Source organism: Methanospirillum stamsii (assembly GCF_003173335.1).
GTDB lineage: Archaea > Halobacteriota > Methanomicrobia > Methanomicrobiales > Methanospirillaceae > Methanospirillum > Methanospirillum stamsii.
On sequence record NZ_QGMZ01000079.1, the window covers coordinates 1 to 1,384 of the forward strand.

General features: G+C 40.2%; 2 protein-coding genes. Both read left to right on the forward strand.

Annotated elements, in window-relative coordinates; translation table 11 throughout:
- Positions 1–537, forward strand: a 537-nt coding sequence (locus DLD82_RS18000) for a Mu transposase domain-containing protein (RefSeq protein ID WP_455324068.1), incomplete at its 5' end; no start/stop codon positions are given.
- Positions 538–1,302 carry an IS21-like element helper ATPase IstB gene (istB, locus tag DLD82_RS18005; RefSeq protein ID WP_109942514.1) on the forward strand — a complete coding sequence of 255 codons (765 nt, stop codon included), beginning with the start codon at positions 538–540 and terminating at the stop codon, positions 1,300–1,302. It begins immediately after the preceding gene.
- The last annotated feature ends 82 nt before the right edge of the window (positions 1,303–1,384 follow it).

Here is a 1,384-nt window from a genome sequence, read left to right on the forward strand (position 1 = left end):
ATCTGGTTTATAAAAATTAATGTGCTTTATGGCCGAGCATTTTCGTCTATTAAATACCTCAACACCCAGGCAAAACGCTGGATGGAGAAAGTTAACAATCAAGAACATGGAACAACATTTGAGATCCCTTTAGTCCGGTTTCAGGATGAAAATCTCACCCAAATACAATCAATCCCTCCATATATCGTTAAGCGAAGAGAAGAGCGACAAGTCTCAAAGGACTGTTTTATCTCTATCTTTGGTAACCGGTACTCAGTTCCTTGGAAATATGCCCGCCAAAATGTTACTGTAGAAATTTTTGGAGAACGGGTAATTGTTGAGTCAGATGGTATTCAGATTTGTGAACATCGACTCATTGAAGGTAGACATCAGGTCTCCAGGCAAAAAGAACATTTTGAAGGTCTTCTCAAAGCAGCAAGAGATGAATCGTATGGCAAAATGCCTCCGGTCATCATTTCCAGTAAAAAACCGTTTGAAGATACTGCTGTAATAAAACGTTCTCTTTCAGAATACGATCAAATTATTGGAGGGAAGTAGATGACAGTACTTCTTCTTGATCAGGTGCATCTTCACCTGACGAATCTGAAATTACTGACGATGGAAACGATCCTTGAACCTACATTAGAACGAGCTATGGCTGAAAAGATGACTCCTTTGGAAACAATTGGGTATCTTGCTGAAATGGAATGGAAGAACCGGGTCAGTTCAACTATTTCAACCAGGATGAGATACGCAGGTTTTCCGATTGTGAAGAGGAATGAAAATTTTGATTTCTCGTTTCAACCATCCATCGACGCCACGGTGGTTCGGGATCTCTCAACCCTGAGATTTGTTCAGCAAGCAGAAAATGTCGTATTCCTTGGACCGCCAGGAGTGGGGAAAACACATCTGGCGATAGGACTTGGTATTGCAGCAATTGAAGCAGGATTTCAGGTCTTATTCATCAATGCCTCTGTTCTGATTGAAAGATTGAAAGAAGCATATCGACAAGATCAGCTTGATAGGTATCTGAAAAAACTGGTCAAACCCAAGGTTCTGATTATCGATGAAATTGGGTATCTCCCATTTGATTCGCAGGCAGCATACTGCTTCTTTCAACTTATTTCCAGGAGATATGAACGGGCATCAACCATTTTTACTTCAAACAAGTCATTTGGAGAATGGGGAGAGATTTTTCAGGATCATGTGATTGCAGCGGCGATTCTAGATAGGATACTTCACCATTGTACGACGATGAATATCAAGGGTGAAAGTTATCGAATGAAAGACAGAAAGAGAAACGGATTGACGAAATTAAATTGATCAAACTCTCACATAATGAGATTGGATAGTTTTGCGATAACTTTAAATGGACTGGGGAATAAATAACGCCTGAGTTGGGGAT